At 59.2% G+C, this 15,531-nt stretch carries 22 protein-coding genes; 18 read left to right on the plus strand and 4 right to left on the minus strand.

The features are described from left to right. The first annotated feature begins 111 nt into the window (after positions 1-111). The 4 genes from V1293_RS34130 to V1293_RS34145 all read left to right on the plus strand — a co-directional run bounded on the left by V1293_RS34130 (position 112) and on the right by V1293_RS34145 (position 3,829). Positions 112-1,395 carry a CaiB/BaiF CoA transferase family protein gene (locus V1293_RS34130; RefSeq protein WP_334515978.1) on the plus strand — a complete coding sequence of 428 codons (1,284 nt, stop codon included), beginning with the start codon at positions 112-114 and terminating at the stop codon, positions 1,393-1,395. A 115-nt stretch (positions 1,396-1,510) separates the two neighbouring features. Then, positions 1,511-2,644, plus strand: coding sequence for an alpha-hydroxy acid oxidase (locus V1293_RS34135; protein WP_334515979.1), 1,134 nt, complete (start codon positions 1,511-1,513; stop codon positions 2,642-2,644). A 161-nt stretch (positions 2,645-2,805) separates the two neighbouring features. Continuing rightward, positions 2,806-3,012: a hypothetical protein gene (locus V1293_RS34140; RefSeq protein ID WP_334515981.1), complete on the plus strand. Its 207-nt coding sequence runs from the start codon at positions 2,806-2,808 to the stop codon at positions 3,010-3,012. 463 nt (positions 3,013-3,475) lie between these two features. Further along, positions 3,476-3,829 (plus strand): phasin, encoded by a 354-nt coding sequence (locus tag V1293_RS34145; protein ID WP_334515982.1) that lies wholly within the window; start codon positions 3,476-3,478, stop codon positions 3,827-3,829. Between the two features lie 10 nt (positions 3,830-3,839). Here V1293_RS34145 and V1293_RS34150 read toward each other — a convergent pair whose 3' ends face one another. Continuing rightward, positions 3,840-4,061 (minus strand): hypothetical protein, encoded by a 222-nt coding sequence (locus tag V1293_RS34150; protein WP_334515984.1) that lies wholly within the window; start codon positions 4,059-4,061, stop codon positions 3,840-3,842. A gap of 253 nt (positions 4,062-4,314) precedes the next feature. On the opposite strand from V1293_RS34150, the gene V1293_RS34155 reads away from it, so the two are divergent. The 6 genes from V1293_RS34155 (at position 4,315) to V1293_RS34180 (ending at position 8,364) form a co-directional block, all read left to right on the plus strand. Then, positions 4,315-4,548: a hypothetical protein gene (locus V1293_RS34155; RefSeq protein WP_334515986.1), complete on the plus strand. Its 234-nt coding sequence runs from the start codon at positions 4,315-4,317 to the stop codon at positions 4,546-4,548. A 410-nt stretch (positions 4,549-4,958) separates the two neighbouring features. Beyond that, the gene (locus tag V1293_RS34160) at positions 4,959-5,615 is read left to right on the plus strand and encodes a hypothetical protein (RefSeq protein WP_334515988.1); all 657 of its coding nucleotides are present in this window, start codon (positions 4,959-4,961) and stop codon (positions 5,613-5,615) included. A gap of 68 nt (positions 5,616-5,683) precedes the next feature. After that, positions 5,684-5,929, plus strand: coding sequence for a hypothetical protein (locus V1293_RS34165; RefSeq protein ID WP_442894318.1), 246 nt, complete (start codon positions 5,684-5,686; stop codon positions 5,927-5,929). 151 nt (positions 5,930-6,080) lie between these two features. After that, entirely contained in the window at positions 6,081-6,482 is a 402-nt protein-coding gene (locus V1293_RS34170) for a hypothetical protein (protein ID WP_334515989.1), read from the plus strand. 323 nt (positions 6,483-6,805) lie between these two features. Beyond that, positions 6,806-7,906 (plus strand): hypothetical protein, encoded by a 1,101-nt coding sequence (locus V1293_RS34175; protein WP_334515991.1) that lies wholly within the window; start codon positions 6,806-6,808, stop codon positions 7,904-7,906. Positions 7,907-7,986: 80 nt separating this feature from the next. Next, positions 7,987-8,364, plus strand: coding sequence for a phage terminase large subunit (locus V1293_RS34180; protein ID WP_442894319.1), 378 nt, complete (start codon positions 7,987-7,989; stop codon positions 8,362-8,364). Here V1293_RS34180 and V1293_RS34185 read toward each other — a convergent pair. Then, positions 8,295-9,065, minus strand: coding sequence for a hypothetical protein (locus tag V1293_RS34185; protein ID WP_334515993.1), 771 nt, complete (start codon positions 9,063-9,065; stop codon positions 8,295-8,297). The two genes, V1293_RS34180 and V1293_RS34185, sit on opposite strands and share 70 nt — an antisense overlap. A 49-nt stretch (positions 9,066-9,114) precedes the next feature. Here V1293_RS34185 and V1293_RS34190 point away from each other — a divergent pair, with 49 nt between their 5' ends. The 8 genes from V1293_RS34190 to V1293_RS34225 all read left to right on the plus strand — a co-directional run bounded on the left by V1293_RS34190 (position 9,115) and on the right by V1293_RS34225 (position 13,352). Beyond that, positions 9,115-9,819 (plus strand): hypothetical protein, encoded by a 705-nt coding sequence (locus V1293_RS34190; protein ID WP_334515995.1) that lies wholly within the window; start codon positions 9,115-9,117, stop codon positions 9,817-9,819. Continuing rightward, positions 9,816-10,046: a hypothetical protein gene (locus tag V1293_RS34195; RefSeq protein ID WP_214489978.1), complete on the plus strand. Its 231-nt coding sequence runs from the start codon at positions 9,816-9,818 to the stop codon at positions 10,044-10,046. Before V1293_RS34190 ends, V1293_RS34195 begins: the two co-directional genes overlap by 4 nt. A gap of 1 nt (position 10,047) precedes the next feature. Then, on the plus strand, positions 10,048-10,215 hold the full coding sequence (locus V1293_RS34200) for a hypothetical protein (RefSeq protein WP_334515998.1): 168 nt from the start codon (positions 10,048-10,050) through the stop codon (positions 10,213-10,215). Then, positions 10,206-10,589 carry a hypothetical protein gene (locus tag V1293_RS34205; RefSeq protein WP_334516000.1) on the plus strand — a complete coding sequence of 128 codons (384 nt, stop codon included), beginning with the start codon at positions 10,206-10,208 and terminating at the stop codon, positions 10,587-10,589. Before V1293_RS34200 ends, V1293_RS34205 begins: the two co-directional genes overlap by 10 nt. After that, positions 10,586-10,888, plus strand: coding sequence for a hypothetical protein (locus V1293_RS34210; protein ID WP_442894320.1), 303 nt, complete (start codon positions 10,586-10,588; stop codon positions 10,886-10,888). Before V1293_RS34205 ends, V1293_RS34210 begins: the two co-directional genes overlap by 4 nt. Positions 10,889-10,939: 51 nt before the next feature. Then, entirely contained in the window at positions 10,940-11,368 is a 429-nt protein-coding gene (locus V1293_RS34215; RefSeq protein WP_334516001.1) for a GNAT family N-acetyltransferase, read from the plus strand. A gap of 193 nt (positions 11,369-11,561) precedes the next feature. After that, positions 11,562-12,788, plus strand: coding sequence for an acyl-CoA dehydrogenase family protein (locus tag V1293_RS34220; RefSeq protein WP_334516003.1), 1,227 nt, complete (start codon positions 11,562-11,564; stop codon positions 12,786-12,788). 9 nt (positions 12,789-12,797) lie between these two features. Then, positions 12,798-13,352, plus strand: coding sequence for a flavin reductase family protein (locus V1293_RS34225; RefSeq protein WP_334516005.1), 555 nt, complete (start codon positions 12,798-12,800; stop codon positions 13,350-13,352). A 54-nt stretch (positions 13,353-13,406) separates the two neighbouring features. Here V1293_RS34225 and V1293_RS34230 read toward each other — a convergent pair whose 3' ends face one another. Both V1293_RS34230 and V1293_RS34235 read right to left on the minus strand, forming a co-directional pair. After that, positions 13,407-14,282, minus strand: coding sequence for a polysaccharide deacetylase family protein (locus V1293_RS34230; RefSeq protein WP_334516007.1), 876 nt, complete (start codon positions 14,280-14,282; stop codon positions 13,407-13,409). 25 nt (positions 14,283-14,307) lie between these two features. Next, positions 14,308-15,414 carry an LLM class flavin-dependent oxidoreductase gene (locus tag V1293_RS34235; protein ID WP_334516009.1) on the minus strand — a complete coding sequence of 369 codons (1,107 nt, stop codon included), beginning with the start codon at positions 15,412-15,414 and terminating at the stop codon, positions 14,308-14,310. Positions 15,415-15,531: the final 117 nt, after the last annotated feature.

A 15,531-nucleotide genomic window follows, 5' to 3' on the forward strand; every position in this document is an offset into this window, starting at 1 on the left:
CCCTGCAAAATCGGGGTTTGGCGTTACCCGTCTGGTTCCGGTAAGAAAGCCTTGAAGTCGCGGCGAAAGCCTTCGTTTCGCCAGGCAGAATAACAAGAGGAAATGCCGGAGATGACTGCCAAGCCGCAATTGCCGGAGCGAACGCCGCGTGCAAAGGCCGAACCGACTGCGCTGGACGGTCTGCTGGTCGTGGACTTCACCCGGGTCGTGGCCGGCCCGGCCTGCACGCAAACGCTGGCCGATTTCGGCGCCGAAGTGATCAAGATCGAAAACCCTGATGGGGGTGACGATACCCGCCATTATGAACACGCGGAAATCGGCGGCGAGAGCGCAGCCTTTCTCAGCCTCAATCGCAACAAGCGCGGCATCACGCTCGATTTCAACAATCCGGCGGCACTCGAAGTCGCGCGCGAACTGATCGCTAAGGCGGATGTCGTCGTGGAGAATTTCTCCGGCGGCGTGATGAAGAAATTCGGTCTCGACTATGCCTCCGTCGCGCCGACCAATCCGAAGCTGATCTACTGCTCGATCTCGGCCTATGGCCGCAAGGGCGAGTTTGCCTTGCGTCCGGGGTTTGATCCGATCACGCAGGCCGAAAGCGGCTTCATGTCGCTGAACGGGTTTCCGGATGGGGAGCCGGTGCGGACCGGTCCGCCGATCGTCGACATGGCGACGGGCATGTCGGCATGCAATGCGATCCTGCTGGCGCTGATCGCCCGCGACCGGCTCGGCCGCGGCCAGCAAGTCGAGGTGGCGCTGATCGACACCGCGGTGTCGATGACCGGTTTCTATGGCATGGCCTATCTGATCAGCGGGGCGAACCCGGGCCGCTTCGGAAATTCGCCGAACGGCTCGCCCACCGTCGGTGTCTATCAGGCATCCGATGGGCCTCTTTACATGGCCTGCGCCAACGACCGCCTGTATCGCCGGCTGGTGGTGGACGTGCTCGATCGGCCGGACCTCGTCACCGATCCCGAGTTCGCCCACAGGAAAAACCGGACCGCCAACAAGGAAAAGCTGCGCGCCATCATCGCCGGTATCTTTGCCAGCGACAGCCTTGAGCATTGGATGGCGAAGATGAAGAAGGCCAACATACCGGTTGGCTATCTGCGCACCGTCGAGGAAGGCTTCAACGCGCCGGAAGTGCGCGACCGCCATCGTCTCAGCCGGATTCCGCATCCGACCGCAGGCGCCGTCCCGAATATTGAAACGCCGCTGCACATGAGCTTGACGCCAACCGTCGATCCCGTGGCGGCGCCGCTGCTCGGCGAGCACACCAGGGAAGTGCTCCGAAAGACCCTCGGCTACGATGAGCGACGTATCGCGGCTCTGGCCGAGGCCGGGGCTTTCGGGAAGGGCGGGCAATACGGCCTGAACGGCGCTGATCTGGTTTGAAGTATCTCGCAAACGAATAACATCCCTGCATTTGCACGACGCCTAACCCGTTTCAAAGCGGTAGCTTTTTCCGTTTGTCTGCGGCTAATGTGCCGCCAAACGGGAGAGAAACAGCATGAATGAGGGGACCCCCCTTCGGCCGTCGAGGAATGTCGAACTTGGCGCCAGCGGAGAAGAATTCCAGAACCTCCACGAATTCATCCGAAAAGCCCGCTCCCGGCTCAACCAGAACGCATGGGACTATATTGTCGGCGCCTCGGAGACGGAGACCACCATGCGCCGCAACCGCATGGCGCTCGACGAAATTGCATTCCGGCCCCGGGTGCTGCGGAACGTCGCGCAGGTCGACGCCTCCACCGAGGTATTCGGTCGCCGCTTGCGTTTGCCGGTCACGATTGCGCCGGTCGGCGCGCTCGAGATTTTCGATCCCGATTCAGGCGCCGCCGTCGCGCGGGGAGCCGGTCAGTTCGGCGCCGCCCACATGCTGAGTTCAGTGTCCGAACCGGGACTTGAGGCCACCGCCAAGGCCGCCCCCGATGCGCTGCGCATTTACCAACTCTATGTCCGCGGTGACGACGCCTTCGTCGAAGACGTTGTCAGCCGTACGATTGATAACGGCTATGCCGCGTTCTGCCTGACGGTCGATACGGCGCATTACAGCCGGCGCGAACGCGATATCGCCAAGCGGTATGTGCGGGAAAGCCGTATCCGGGCCACCGGCGGCGACTTCCAGAAGGGGCTGGAATGGCGCACCGTGAAGCTGATCAAGGACAAGTATAAAATTCCGCTGGTGATCAAGGGTATCGCGACGGCGGAAGATGCAGCCATCGCGCTCGATCATGGCGTGGATTGGATCTATGTGTCGAACCATGGCGGCCGCCAGCTCGACCATGGACGCGGCGCGATGCACGTCTTGCCGGAAATCGTCGGCGCCGTTGCCGGCCGTGCCAAGATCATGGTCGACGGTTCGTTCTGCCGCGGCACCGACATCGTGAAGGCGATCGCCTCCGGGGCTGATCTGGTTGGCATCGGCCGCCTGCAATGCTGGGCGCTCGCAGCCGCGGGCGAAGCCGGCATCGGGCGGATGCTGGAGCTGCTGGAAGACGAGGTTATCCGCTGTCTCGGGCTGCTCGGCGTCACTAGTCTTGCCGAACTCGACAAATCCTACCTGCATGCGGCGACTGCGGCGAATCCGCCGAGCGTGTTCAGCGCCTTTCCCCTGCTGGATATCGAACCCTATCGCTATTGAGAAGGGCGGCGCGCCGGGACTTTCGCCTGAACCAGTCCTGTTATTTCCGGAGTTGTTCGCTTGTCCAGGGAACCTGACGGGCATCTCCGCATTATCAGCTGCGCCCAGGGCGGCGCCGCGAAACACGAGTCTGATTTCCATGGCCCAGTAGTCGCAAGCGAATGGCAGAAGATCCTTTCGCTCAATTCAGCCTTGAGAAGGCAATCGATCTTCGCTGGACGTTGCGGGATATTCAGGCTCGCCGGCTGAAAATGTCACCGGTCAGCGAGGAAGATCTGAGGACATTGACAGGCCTCGGCCTGGTCGAAGTGCGTGACGAGGGGCTTGTGCTGACGCCGGCTGGAATCGCCGTGCTGAACGGGGCGTGATCAGCGCGCCTTCAGGAAGCTCTCGCCGGAGTCGCAAGGCGTGCAGCGGTAGGTCAACACGTCGTAATTCTGGTCGCGCGGCTCGATCATCGCCAGCCGCATCTGCGCGCCGCATTTCATGCAAGGCATTTCTATGCTGGTTTGAAACCGCGTGCAGGTTGGTGTCGGCCGAAATGTTTGTAGCATCTTATCCCCTGTCCCAAGAGAGACTCAAAACCAGAGACGCAACGCCACGAACAGTCGATCCCCTAACCCGAATCACTATGCCACACTGTTGCCACCATTGGAATCGGGTGCCGCGCCCGTACGGTTACGGACTGCTGGCAAGGAAATCATTCCTTGCGATTGTGGCCAGTGGGCACGCCGACCGCCCAAAGTCCGTGCCCCCTGGGGCGACCCAATACAACACAGACGCGGCCGGGAATTATGCTAACCTGCCAAAGTCGACATTGGAGAAGCGACCATGACTGAACCGAAACTCGAAGTCCCGGCTGAATTGCGCGATCTGGCCGAGAAAACCATCGATCAGGCGGAAAAGGCGTTCGGCATGTTCTTCGATGCCGCCGGAAAGTCCATGACGTCGATGCCCGGCGCGGGTACGGAAATTTCCAGGCAGGCGCTGTCGTTTACCGAGCAGAATATGAAGGCTGCGTTCGAGCATGCTCGAAAGCTGGTTCACGCGACCGACCTCCAGGAAGCGATGCGGATCCAGTCCGAATTCCTGCGCAGCCAGTTCACCAATGCCGGTGAACATATGCGTCAGATCACTGGCGGCGTCATATCGGCCGCGAAAGACTCGACGAAAGGCAAGCTCTAAGGAAGCGCCGCTAGCGGCGGCGTGCGATCGCGACACCGAACAGAAAGGCGACGAACAGACTGGCCAGCGGCGCCTCGCGGGTAATCGCGCTGATGGTTGCGAGCGGCATTCCCGGACGCCGTGCCGCCGAGATTGCGTCGCTGAGGCGACCGACAGCGGCCTGCAGCGCGGCGGACACTTCCGTCAGCGTGCGCGATACATCGGTTGCCGTGTCGATGGCGCGCTCTGCCATGCCGGGTTGCGATGGGTCTGAGGGTTCGATTTTCACGTTCTGTTACTCACTCAGTCGCTCGGCATTAGCCGGCCAACGGCTGATGTCCTGACAATACGCAGGCAGGACATTTGTTCCCGAAGTCATCGCTGTTGGATCGATGAGGAACCTTCGTCGTCGTGGGGACTTAATTTCGTCAGAGGAAATCACTGCGGATTTTCAAATGGCAAGGCATTTAGCGGAAGATCGTTTGAATCGACATGGTGGTGCGCCGTTGAAGGTTGCAATTGCGGTCGCGGTTCTCGGCGTACTTGGCATGCTGATCGTCGATCATGGGCCTTGGAACAAGCCGAAGGTACAGCCAGCCTTCATGGCGAGTTACAGCTCCACGGGCGAGGCTGCCCGGGCAGCCGGTGCACAGGTAATGCCGACCGAACAGAAGCTGCAGGTGGAGCCTGAGCCACCCGCGCCAAAGCCCGTTCACCCGGTTAACCCGACGCCTCCGTAGAACGCAGCGTTTGACACGTCGGGCAAATCACCGGCATAACGGCATCATCACAGAAATTCGCGGGCTTCGAACGACCGCGTCAGCGCACGCTGACGAATGCGCCCCAGCACGCAGCCAACCCGGCAGCGACCAGCACGAGAAAGCGACCAGCACGAGAAACGGACTGTCGCAAAACGGGCTGCCATATTGGCACATCGTTACACCCAGCGAGCCGATCTCGTGACGGGCCGCCGCATAGAACAAGCCTGACAGAATCGCGAGCACGGCAGCAACGAAAAACATTCGACGGCCTCCTTGCGCTCTGTTGGGCCGCGGGTTGCGCCATCGATGGCCCAACGATTTCGTTTCGATGTCGCAGTGCTCAATCTGAATCTGGTTTGCTCCGGTACTTGACGCGTCGGGCAAATCAGGTGCACATTGACACCATCACCGATATTGTAGAGCCCGCGCCGGAAACGGTGGCGGGCTTTTCATTTCGCAAGACTGTCGGCCAGGGCGGTTTCAATTTATCGAAACCGCTTCGTCGAATTTTCCGCAATTTGTTCACCCCACCGGAAAACGATTTGACATGTCGGGCAAATCACCGGCATAACGCCATCATCGCGAAAATTGCAAAAGCCCGCATGGAGAAATCCGTCGCGGGCTTTTTGTTTGAAATCCCCCAATCGGACGGCGGCCGCACATCGACGCCGCAACTCCCAACGCCCCCCGCCGGGCGTCGCGAGCGTGCCGTCGTCCGAGCCCTTCTTCACACAAATTGGCCGGCATGCGCGAACATGCCGGCCTGCGGCGTGGATCGTCACGCGCCGCACGCGGCCCCCGACGGGATAAGGTTCGCGCCCCAAATGATCTGCGCCTGCACCGCGATCATGCCGCACGTTTGTTTTTTTATCGGAGAGAAGCCGATGACCGCCTATCTGAATCGCTCGCGCTCATCGGCCTCGTTGTCATCGCCGTATCGGAGGAGTTCTCGTGAGCGCCGAAATCATTCAGTTCATCCCGCGCCCCAGACGCGACGACGCACAAACGGATTTTCCGACAATTGCCTTCCGCTCTGCCGTTCATGATCCTGCCGTCGATCCTTTCGATGTCGCGCCAGACAAGCATGCCGGACCGGCCCAGCGAGAAACCTAGCGTGGCCAAGACTCTTGTTGAAATTCGCTCCCTGGCGCGAAGCCATACCAGGACCGCAATCCGCGTTCTCGCCGGCATCATGCGATGCAAGGATGCGACCCCCGCCGCCCGCGTCTCCGCCGCCAACGCCATTCTCGATCGCGGCTGGGGCAAGGCCACGCAACCGCTGGAGAACAGCGGTGACGGTGCGATCGAATTCATCCATCGGATCGAGCGCGTCATTGTTCATCCTAAGGACAGCAGCTAGTTGGTGAGATGGAGTAGTCTGTCGCATCTGCACAAAATATCCTGAAATAATCGGCGATGAATCGGAAGAGAATGCGCGAGAAATCCTCGCGCGATCGATAAGGTTGTTTGTCAACTTCAATAGGTTGTCCGCATCATGACTGGCTTTCAAAATGGCTGATCGCAAGGTGACAAGCTCGCTACTGCGTTCGATCACATTCTCTCTGGTTGCTTCGTTGCTGCTGATGGTCCAAGCATCGACCGTTCGCGCCGCTTCATGCATGGAAAAAGCAAAGTCCTATTTTGCTGAAATCGATCAGTTGCTGTCAAAAGAAAAAAACTGGATCATGCCTTTCGTCGAACTCAATGAGCGATATTCTCCTCTTGAGGGTTGCGACACTGATCTCCTTTTGCAGGAAGCCACAAGATCACGGTTTTGCCAGCCAATAACCTACAATCCGCATGCGAAGGAATATCTGGTTCGCTTCTGGAGCGAGGACGTCAAGGTTGAGTTCGCGTACAGCGCCTTGGAGAAAAAGTCCGACACTCACAGCGCTGGATGGGTGAACAAGTAGCGACGCAGTCGTCTCGACGTTTCTTGGCCTGCAGGATGCTTGCTGCATCCTGGGCGCTTGGCTCATTGCAGTGACTCCGTTGATCTCCATGATCATCGCGTCGAGTGGCGCCGTCGAGTGGTTGGCAACTGACGGTAACGCGTTATCGCAGTAGGCATCGCCAAGGTGACTCCTGATTCAGGATCCGTGGCCGGTCAATAATCGGGATTTAACCTGCACGTCGCCTCCACCCGAGCAATAGGACGCCGGCCCGTCGATCGTTGCTTCGAGTGTGGAAGACTTGGCGCCGTACAGCATTCATCAAACGGATCGCGAGATATTCAATGCGTGAAAGAATTTTTCTCACCTACACTAATGCGACCGCGTTACCTTATCACGGGGCGGTCTTCGCGCATCATGTGGTGTTGAACTACATCGACGCCCATGGCAAACACCATACTCTTGAGGGGGTACCGGAACGGAAGTTCAATCACAACGTCGAAAAGCTGGTCGCGTTTTCTCTTGAGGAAGGTCGACCAGATGGCGGCATAAATAACACAGATTCGCGGTTTCGGCGGTTGAGGGCGAAGGAAGGTAAAGGTGTCGGCCCCGACGCGCTGAACAAGCCGCATACGATGATTGCCAGTGGTGATGATCTCAAGTCACAATGGGATCAAATGAAAAGATTCGGCGATGGCGTTAACGCCACCGGTTACGAGTATCGTCCAACTTCCCAAAACAGCAATTCTTTTGCAGCCGGAGCCTTGAAGCAGGCAGGCTTTCTTGGGCCAGGCACTGTGCTTCCTGAAATCTTTGATCGGCTCATCGTGGTTGACCCGGCAAAGAGCAGATCACATGCCGTCCGTGTTCCAGGTTTTGACCAGCGCCTGACAAATCCACTTAACATGGCCGTGCCTCCTCTTGATGCAGTGCCGTTCGTGCCAACGAATTCGTCTCCAGCCGACGTTCGCCCAGATTCGTTCGACAAACGGTTCGAGAACCCGGATACCTCACCTCAGGAGAAGCGCTCGAAAAACAACGGTCGTCCTGCTTGGCTACCGCCAGCAGGAACTCAGGGGGCCGCGGGCGGTAAGCCGGAGAGATATCTAGCTCGCCGCATTGCCGGCCAACCCGAAATATCGGCATTCGACGTGGGCGCTCCAGCGGTGCCTTTCATTCCGTCCGATGAGAATTCCTCGTCTCCTGATTCTACTGCATTTCCTGACCGCTTCGGAAACTGGACTTCCTCACCTCCGGTCAGTGCGCCGAGAGCGACATATTCGCTTTCGCCTGCACCGGCCGAAACGCCACCCGGTATCGTCACAGGCAAGCCGAAGCCCGATCTGCCCTTCCCCCTGCCGATCCCGAATTTTTCGAAGAGTCCATCGGCGCGCAAAGAAACGATGGACGACTTTCTTTTCGGCTTGCTCCGATTCAAAAGATAAAGGCGTCTGCGGCAATCCGACACCTCTAGCATCGAGGAGAGGGTATCGGTGAGCTGAAATCAGAGAGCAGGAATAGATCATTGGCCATTCTAAAAATCCCAACAGCGAAGGTCTTTGAGCCACTCCTTGCGCCCGCACGCTACAAGGGGGTTTACGGCGGCCGCGGCTCTGGTAAGTCGCATTTCTTCGGCGAGTTGCTGGTCGAGACCTGCCAGGCCGAGCGCGGCACGCTGGCGGTCTGCATTCGCGAGGCGCAGCGGACGCTGGCGCAATCGAGCAAGCGGCTGATCGAAAGCAAGATCGCTTCGCTCGGCGTGGGCAGCGGCTTCAAGCTCTACAGCGACAAGATCGAGACGCCCGGTGACGGCCTGGTCATTTTCCGTGGACTTCAGGTTGACCACGCATATTGCCGCGTTGCCAGTAGATCGGGAATGAAATACGGACCAAAGAGGGCGTGACATATGCCCAACCCAGCAAAAACGGCGCCTGCACTAATGAGCGTGGCACGGAGCGCGTGCGGGCTCCGATTGATGTAGAGCCATAAGAGCGACGCGAGCGGAATTGCAACATTGTTGTGCTTCCAAAAGCCGGAAACCACCATGAGCAACAGCGCAGGCGTCGGTGATGCTTGCCGCTTCCAAAGTTTGATGTAGTAGACGAGAGCCGCACCCATAATAGCTAAGCCGGCCAGCTGCGGATCATTGGTCCCGACGTAGACCGTAGAATTACGAGCCATGATCGCAAGATACCAAAATGCTGCTATAGCCGCCCCAATCCGTCCGTCGGATAAGAGCCGGACCAAGGCGAATACCTCGACAGCTATTGCTCCTAGTGCAATGAACGAGAGCCCGCGGCCGATGAATAGATGATCGACGCCTAACAGCTTCCCGACGATCGCAACAGCGTAGAAGGAAAGCGGCGGATAGTTGTTACCGATGAGGCTCTCCGGCGGAGGGTAAATCGCTAGGCCCGTTGCCGCTGCGTCCTGCAAATAGGCGTTCCAGGCTTCGGTAAACCAGATCTCAACTAGGAACTGCGATCGCCAAATCGGCCAAGCGAGAAAGTATGCTGCCGCGAGAGAGAGCAAAACAACGTGAGCAGTAGCACGCGCCTCGATCCGCAACGGCGGCCGCGCGCCACCGGCAATGCATTTTGACATTCGAATTCCCATCCATTCGGCCCTTACCACAACCACCCCGAGAACATCAATGACCAACCTTAACGCCCTCACGACGGCGAATGCACAACGCTGGGCTGGAGCCAAGCTGGCGCGGAATTTTACGTCCGTTGCCCGCCATCTGACCGCCCCAAACGCCAAAGCCAGATACCAGGCCGTTTCGGCCAAAACCGGTGTGCCGTGGGCGGTGATTGCCGTTATCCATGAGCGGGAATGCTCGCAGGATTGGACCGGGTCGCTGGCGCAAGGAGATCCCTGGAACAGGGTTTCCGTCCATGTGCCTGCCGGCCGGGGGCCGTTCAGGTCCTGGGAAGAGGCCGCGATCGACGCGCTCGTCAACTGTGCCCCATACGCCGCGCGCAACAAGGACTGGAGCATTGGCCGGACGCTGGCCGGGCTCGAGCAATATAACGGGCTTGGTTACGCCGCGCGCGGGAGGCCATCGCCTTACATCTGGTCCGGCACCGATCAGTATCGATCCGGAAAGTATGTCCGCGACGGGGTCTACGATCCGAACGTCGTCGACGGCCAGCCTGGTTGCGCCGGCCTGTTGATGGCGATGATGGCGCTCGACCCCACCATCACATTCACGGGTACGACGATCACACCGCCGATTTCGGTCAAGCCGATTTCGGCCGAAAGGCCGGCCGCGCCATCCATTGTCAATCCGGCGATGGGTTCCATCGGCGCCTTCATTGCAAACATCTTCAACGCCATTTTCAGGAAGAAATCATGATCACCACATGGAACAAGATCAAGGCGTGGTTCAAGGATTCCGTGACAATCCTTTGGGCGCGTATCCAGTACGTCGTCGGCATCGTCGGAGCTGGGCTCATCGGGGCGTTCTCGGGATATGACTTCACGCAGCTATCGAGCATGGACGCCAGGTCGGCGTTCAAGATGCTGGCCTTTGCAGCGCTGGCCGGCGTGATTACCGAAGTCTGCCGCCGCCGGACGCTCTGACATGAAGATCGCGCTTGCCCTGCTGGCATGGGCGGCCGTTCTGGCCGGCGCATGGGTGATCTGGATGGCGAGCCAGCTCTACCAGGTCGGCCCCGGCGTGTTCGGCACCGAAGCGCTGGCGGTTGTGTTCGCGGTGTGGATGACGCTGGAGGCCCGCAAATGTGGATGACCATCATCAGTTTCATCGGCGGCCCTGTCATCAAGGGCCTGATCGACGGTTACAAGGCCAAGCTGGCGGCCGGCAACACGTCGGAAAAGATTGCGAGCGAAACGGCATCTGCCGAGATCGCAGCGCAGGTCTCCGAAGCTAACGCCATCATGCAGTATCGCATCGCCGAGATCGGGCACTGGTATGAGCCGGACAAGCTGATGGGATATTTCGTGGCGATCTATTTCGGCAAGCTGTTGATCTGGGACAAGGTTCTTGGCCTTGGCACGACCGATCCACTCGCGGGTTTTGCGGCGATCACCTCGAATCTCGTGGTGTCGTTCTACTTCGCCAAGCGAGGTTTCGAGAACGTTGCAAGGATCATCAAGCGATGACGGAGGTGCAGGCTGCGGATGTCAGGGCGATCGTCGTCGAGACGCTGGCCGAACAACAGAGGATCCGGCATGACGATATTGATGCAGTTGTTCTCAAAGCCGTCGCGACGACGCTGAACTCGTTCGGAATCGACGAAGAGGATCGAAAAGAGTTGCGCGCGGACTTTCAGCATCTTCGACGCTGGCGCAGAAGTGTCGAGCAGGTGCAGAGCTATACATTCAAGGCAGTCATAACGGTGATTGTAACCGGCTTTGTGGGAGCCGTGTGGCTCGGCATCAAGGCGACGCTCGGCAAATGATCTGCGGACGTGTCGAAATACCAACGATGAGCTCGAATTCAGGTGCGACGGATGTATCGGATTCGCGAGGTTGACGGAAATGACGACGGCATTTCGGACGTGCTTACGGAGCTCCATCAGTTGACATTCCTCGATACCGCTCCCGTTCCGAAATTTGATCAGGGGCACTGGTGGCTTGCCTTTCGTGGAACCGAGCCGGTCGCCTTCGCCGGTATCATTCCCTCCACCTGCGTCGTCAATGCGGGCTATTTTTGCCGCGTTGGCGTGCTGGGGAAGCATTGTGGACACCGGCTTCAGTTGCGCCTGATGCGAGCCATGGAGGCGCGTGCGCGTCTGAATGGATGGTGTTCGGTCATCTCCGACACCACAGATAACATGCACTCGGCCAACAACTTCATTCGCGCGGGCTATCGCCTGTTCAGCCCCAGGAGTCCCTGGGCCTGGCCGAATACGCTTTATTGGCGCAAGGACGTAAAATAGCGGCTCGTCCGTTGCATACCTCAAATTGCTCCGTTCGCCCGGTGGCCTCGTGGCCACCGGGCCTTTTTGCGTTTTGGGTCAGCGTCTTGTGGCGGAGTAGCCATGCTTCCCGTGCGCCTTGATCATTGGCGGTCAGCCGCTAGACTGGCAACGCTCGGGCGGCGCAAAGCAACGGAGCAGGCGAGGAAACAGCATGGCGGGAGGCGGCGGAAAGCCGGATGCAGGTTCGTCCGCGGGACCGGGCGCGGACAGCTATGTCGCCATGGTTGCGCGTGCCAAGGCCCTGATTCCCGAGTTGCGCGATCGTGCTTCGAAGACGGAAGAGCTTCGGCGCCTGCCCCCAGAAACCGAGCGTGATTTGCATGACGCCGGCTTGTTCCGAATCATGCAACCCAAACGCGTTGGAGGCGCCGAGCTTGACTATGTCGCTCTGGTCGATTGCGCCGATGCGCTGGGCCAAGCCGACGCTTCCGTAGCGTGGAATTTCGCCAATCTTGCCAGCCATCACTGGATGCTGGGTATGTTTGACCGGCAGGCGCAGGACGCCGTCTGGAGCAGGAATGCCGATGCATTGATCGCGTCGTCCTTCATCTTTCCAGCCGGCCGCGCGAGAAAGGCGGATGGAGGATATGTCCTACGTGGTCACTGGCCGTTCTCCTCGGGCGTCGAATCTTGCGACTGGAACATGCTTGCCGGCGTGGTGTCATCGGACGATGAGGCTGACGGCATCGAGTACCGTATATTTCTGCTTAACAGGAGTGAGTACAGGATCAATGACACCTGGAATGCGACGGGACTGTGCGGTACCGGATCGAACGACGTATGGGTCGAAGATAGCTTTGTTGCGGAGAAAATGACCGTCGCGGTCAGCGATCTGACCGGCGGACCGACGCCGGGAAGCGTGGTCAACCCAAACGCGCTGTATGCGCTGCCGGTATTCTCTCTCTTTCCGTACGTGTTGTCGGGTGTCGGCCTGGGTAATGCGCAAGCCTGTCTGAATGACTACGTCGAATTCGCGCGGCATCGGGCCTCGACCTACAATCGCGCCAAACTCAGCGACCTGCAGACGACCCAAATCAAGATCGCGGAGGCCTCCGCCAAGATCGACGCAGCCCGCCTCGTCATGCGCACGAACTGCATCGATGCGATGGCTGATGCAAGGCGTGGCCACGTTCCGGATCTTGCGGACAAGACGCGGCTTCGGCGGGATGGCGCTTTTTCGGTCAACCTGTGCACCGAAGCGGTATCGCTATTGTTCGCGGCGAGCGGGGCGCGCAGCCTGTTCACGTCAGGCGCGCTGCAGCGACAGTTTCGCGACGCTCACGCGGTGAATTCGCACCTCGCATTCAATTTCGATGCGGCAGGAACCAATTATGGACGCGTGGCGCTTGGCCTGCCGTCCGAAAATCTGACGCTCTGAGGCCGGCGGATGTCTGACTCACCCAAACATCCGGCCGATCCCGCCAACGAGCTCGCCAGCGACAACTCGGGGATTGACCCGCGCGATTTTCGCAATGCGCTTGGCATGTTCGCCACTGGCGTCACCATCGTCACGGCAATGGCCGCGGACGGGAGGCCGTATGGAGTGACCTGTAACTCCTTTGCCTCGGTATCGCTCAATCCGCCGTTGGTATTGTGGAGTCTCGGGATGTTTTCTCAAGGACTCACAATCTTCCAGAATGCCAGCCATTTCACGGTGAATGTTCTCGGAGCTTCCCAGCAAGCGTTGGCGTCGCAGTTTGCAAAATCGTCGGACGACAAGTTCGCCGGCGTGAGCTGGACGCCGGGGCTTGGCAATGCGCCGGTGTTGACCGACAGCGTCGCCAATTTCCAATGCCGCGCGGCCAATCGGTATTACGGCGGCGACCACATCATCTTTCTGGGCGCCGTTGAAGCTTACACCTATAATCGACAGGAACCTTTGCTGTTCGCGCGCGGCGGCTTCGGCCGTTTTATCGCCGGGGACGGCAACGCGTCCTCGTGAAGGGATCGCCGAAGCTCGCCGGACCTCTCGTGGTCCTGCGGCAGAGCCGCAATTTCAATTCTTTGCCATCTCTGCGCGATACCAGTCGCCAATCTCGCTGGCCGTCATCAGTGCCACCCCGTCGTGACCGAGGACATAGTCGAGCAGCGCCTCCAGATATTTGATGCGATGCGGCACGCCCGTAATGTAGGGGTGAATTGAGATCGCCATGATCCGCGCGTTCGACGCGCCTTCGAGATATAGCCGGTCGAACTGATCGGTGCAGCGCTTCAGGAATTGCTCGGAAGGCAGATGCTGCAGCGCATGGATGACGATGTCGTTGGTTTCGACCGAATAGGGGATCGTGGTGATGGTGCCGTGAGGTGTGACGATGTCCTGCGGCAAATCGTCGATCACCCAGTCAGCGACATACTCGATGCCGTTGAGGCGAAGCAGATCAAGGGTTTCCTCGGTCTCCGTGAGACCGGGGCTTTCCCATGACCGTGGCGGCTTCCCTGCAAATTTCGAAATTGTCTCGACCGAGCGCTTGATGGCATCCGCCTGGTTCTCGACCTTGTGCATCGGCCCCTGCACGAAACCGTGCCCCATGAATTCGAATCCCGCTTCGAGCGCTGCTGACGCGACACGCGGATAGGAATTGCAGACACTGGCATTGATTGCCAGGGTCACCGGCATTTTGCGGTCGGTCAGTGCCTTGAACTGACGCCAGAAGCCGGCGCGCATGCCGTATTCATGCCAGGACCAGTTCGGCACGTCGGGCAAAAGCGGCTGACCCATCGGCGGGCTCAGCACGGTGCGAGGCATAGCGTTCTCGATCCGCCATTCCTCGACATTGAGAATGACCCATACCGCGAGTTTCTTTCCGCCGAGAAGCGTCAGCTTCGGTCGGTCGATCTGTGCTTGATAGGGGATGCGATCGCTCAGCGCCACGGCAAGCTTTCCTGGTCTGGATGGACTATTCGGCGGCCTTGGATCCGCTGGATGCGCTGGCATTGACGCGTGGCATGACCTTTTCGGCCATCAGGATCATTGACCGGCGTCCGAGTTCGCGATCCTTCCAATCCTTGCCGGCATAGAGCAGTGTGCCAAAAGGCCCGGTCTCCTCCTGAAACGCCAGCAGTTGATCTGCTACGCTCTCCGGCGTGCCATGGATGATCAGCTTGTCGCAGATCGACTCCAGCGTCACCTCGTCGTCGGGCTGATCGCGGCGCGTCTTGAACAACTCGAGGCGGCCACCGCGCTTCAGCTTGGTGAACAGCGAGCGGTAGTAATAAACATAGGGCCCGTTTGGATCGGTGGCATAGGCCTTTGCGGTGGCTGCGTCCTTGGCCACAAACACGCTCTTGGCGACGCGCCAATTCGCCGAATCCGCAGAGCGTCCGGCGCGTTCGCAGCCTTCGACATATTTCGGCCAGTGGCTTTTCACCCAGGCCGGCATCAGGAAGTTTGCCGAGATCGGCTCCCAGCCGCGCGCGGCGGCTTCCGTCACACCTTTTGAGAACGGCGCCACCGCGGTGACCACGATCGGTGGGTGCGGTCGTTGCAGGGGGCGCGGAATGAAACCCTGGCCGATGTCTTCGATCAGGGTCTTCTGAGCCGATATGTTCCAGAATTGGCCCTGAATATTATAGGGCGGCTCGCTGGCCCAGATCTGAAGCACCTGATTGATCGCCTCCAGGAACATGGCATTCCTGTCGGCTTCGAGATTGCCGAACACTTCCGCGTCCGACAGCAGGCCACCGGGGCTGATGCCGAAGATCAGGCGTCCGTCGAGCATATGGTCGAGCATCGCGATCGAGGCGGCAATCGCAGCCGGATGCGCGTTCGGCATGTTGACGGTGCCGGTGCCAAGCTTGATCTGTCTGGTCGCCGCCGCGAGCCACGCGATGAAAGCGATGCAGGAAGTAATATTCTCGGCCCTGTCGGTGACGTGTTCGCCGACATAGGCCTCGGTGAAGCCGAGTTCATCGGCTAGCAGGAAAGCCTCGCGATCCTCCTTGAGCGAAAGCCGCCAATCCTTGTTGACAGGATGGATCGGCATCGTAAAGAACCCAAGCTTCATGGTCTGCTCTTCCCCAAGAGGCAGGCTTTTTAATCGGCACAGAACGTGCGTTGTTCATCGCTCGAAAACAAGCTCAAAGTCGAGATATTCACCCGACAACAAACTTGACCTTTGCGG

Source organism: Bradyrhizobium sp. AZCC 1693 (assembly GCF_036924745.1).
Taxonomy (GTDB): Bacteria; Pseudomonadota; Alphaproteobacteria; order Rhizobiales; family Xanthobacteraceae; genus Bradyrhizobium.